Below are 2,435 nucleotides of genomic sequence, written 5' to 3'. Positions count from 1 at the left end.
CGCCCCCTCCGCCCCCAGCCGTACCGACCTTGAGGTGCTGGTGCGGGACGAGGTGGCCGCCGTCATGGAGTGCGAGCCCGAGGACGTGCGGACCCGGCAGAGCCTGTTCGCGGCCGGCATGGACTCGTTGATGAGTCTGGTGGTGCTGGGGCGGCTGTCCGATCTGCTGGGCCTTGAGGTGACGCCCGCCGATCTGCGCGACCACCCCACGGTGGCCTCCCTGGCGGCGTTCCTGGCGGACGCCCTGCCGCAGGGGCCCCTCCCGGCAGCCCTGCGCGAGCGGGCGGAACGGCCGGCGGAGACCCGAACGGAACGTACCGAGGGGGCGCCCGTGACCCGGCGCACGCCTCACCGGACGCGACCACGCGAGAGAGCAGAAGGAGACCGGAGCATGAGCCGAGTGGCACTCGTCACGGGCGGTAACCGAGGGATCGGCCTGGCCGTGGCCAGGCGGCTCGCGGCCGACGGCATGAAGGTCGCCGTCACCTACCGCAACGACCCGCCCTCGGACCTCTTCGCGGTGCAGTGCGACGTCCGCGATCCCGAGTCCGTCAACCACGCCGTGAACGAGGTCCAGCAGACCCTGGGCGGCATCGACGTCCTGGTCGCCAACTCCGGCATCACCCGCGACCGTGCCTTCGCCGTCATGTCGGAGCCGGACTTCGCCGCGGTGATGGACACCAATCTGATGGGCGCTTACCGCGTCACCCGCGCCGTGGTGCGCGAGATGATGCGCAAACGCGCGGGCCGGATCGTCTTCGTGTCGTCGGTCGCCGGCCTCACGGGCTCCGTCGGCCAGGCCAACTACGCGTCCTCCAAGGCCGGGATGATCGGCCTGGCCCGCTCGCTGGCGCTGGAGCTCAGCCCGTACGGGGTGACCGTCAACACCGTGGCCCCGGGCTGGGTCGACACCGACATGACGGTGCGGCTGCCCGAGAAGGTCAAGGAGGGCATCAAGTCCCAGGTGCCGCTGGGCCGTCAGGGCTCCGCCGAGGAGATCGCCGAGGTCGTCGGCTTCCTCGCCTCGGAGGGGTCGAGCTACGTCACGGGCGCGGTGCTGCCCGTCGACGGCGGCCTGTCGCTGGGAGCGTGACGACGATGCTGCTCGCCGGGAAGCGGATCCTGGTCACCGGGGTCATCACCGAGTCGTCCATCGCGTACCACACGGCCGTCGAGGCGCAGCGGGCCGGCGCGGAGGTGGTGCTCACCAGCATCCGGCCGCGTCTGGTGCGGCGGATCGTCGAGCGGATGCCCGAGCCGGCGCCCGTCGTCGAGCTCGACGTGACGGACGCGGAGCAGCTGCGGACGCTGCCGGACCGGCTCGCCGAGCACGGCGACCGCTTCGACGGGGTGCTGCACTCCATCGCGTACGCCCCGCCGGGCGCGCTCGGCGGACGGTTCATGCAGACGCCCTGGGAGGACGTCGCGACCGCCGTGCACACCTCCGCGTACTCGCTGAAGTCGCTGGTGGCCGCGGTGCTGCCGATGATGAAGGGCGGCGGGGCGGTGGTCGGGCTCGACTTCGACGCCTCCGTGTCCTGGCCGGACTACGACTGGATGGGCGTCGCCAAGGCGGGCCTGGAGTCCACGGCCCGCTATCTCGCCCGCTATCTCGGCCCGCAGGGCGTCCGGGTGAACCTGGTCGCCGCCGGGCCCCTCAACACGCTGGCGGCGAACGGGGTGTCCGACGCCCCGCCGGACGAGGACGGCGGCGCCTGGGCCGACCTCGCCCCCCTGGGCTGGGACGAGAACCTCGCGACGCCGGTGGCGAAGGCGTGCGTGGCCCTGCTCTCCGACTACTTCACCGCCACGACGGGGGAGATCGTCCATGTCGACGGAGGCGTCCATGCCATGGGCTTCTGAGCCGGCCGGGCAGCCGACCGGGCAGCCGACCGTGACGCTGGACGACATCGCCGAGTGGTTCACGCGCAGAGTGGGCCGCGAACTCGGCCCGAGCCCCTGGCACGAGGTGACGCCCGAGGCGGTACGGGGCTTCGCCGACGCCACCCACGACTGGCAGGCCATCCATCTGGACGCCGGCCGGGCCGCGTCCGGGCCCTACGGGGTGCCCGTGGCGCACGGCTTCTACACGCTCGGCCTCATCCCGTACCTCACATCCACCCTCTTCGATCCGAGCTGGATCGACGTGGCGCTGAACTACCGCCTGGACCGGGTCCGTTTCCTCACGGCGGTGCCCGTGGGTTCGCGGGTGCGGGCCCTCGCCCGGGTGAGCGGCGTCCGGGTACGGCCGCGCGGCTATCTGGAGGTCGTGCTGGCGGTGTCGCTGATGGTCGAGGGCGCCGAGCAGCCGGCCTGCACGCTCGACCACACCCGTCTCTACACGATGCGCCCCGACGCGTCCCTGCCCGTGGACGGACCGGTCCCGCGCGTGATGTACCCGCCCGGGCACCCGGCACCGGCCGACTCCCCCACCC

The 2,435-nt window shown here is 72.7% G+C and carries 3 protein-coding genes and 1 pseudogene; all 4 read left to right on the top strand.

Annotation, left to right across the window (positions count from 1 at the left end; genetic code table 11):
• Window positions 1–64: 64 nt before the first annotated feature.
• Window positions 65–175: pseudogene (locus AOK23_RS51035) on the top strand (phosphopantetheine-binding protein); the annotation flags it as partial.
• A 216-nt stretch (window positions 176–391) separates the two neighbouring features.
• On the top strand, window positions 392–1,093 hold the full coding sequence (locus tag AOK23_RS51030) for a beta-ketoacyl-ACP reductase (RefSeq protein ID WP_055717426.1): 702 nt from the start codon (window positions 392–394) through the stop codon (window positions 1,091–1,093).
• A gap of 5 nt (window positions 1,094–1,098) precedes the next feature.
• Complete coding sequence (gene fabI / locus AOK23_RS40570) at window positions 1,099–1,863, top strand: enoyl-ACP reductase FabI (protein ID WP_055717425.1); 765 nt, start codon at window positions 1,099–1,101, stop codon at window positions 1,861–1,863.
• The coding region (locus AOK23_RS40565) for a MaoC family dehydratase (protein WP_169800381.1) at window positions 1,847–2,435 on the top strand (589 nt) is incomplete at its 3' end. The genes fabI and AOK23_RS40565, both read left to right, overlap by 17 nt.

This window comes from Streptomyces torulosus, assembly GCF_001419765.1.
Lineage (GTDB): Bacteria > Actinomycetota > Actinomycetes > Streptomycetales > Streptomycetaceae > Streptomyces > Streptomyces torulosus.
This window is presented reverse-complemented; position numbering and strand designations above follow the sequence as displayed.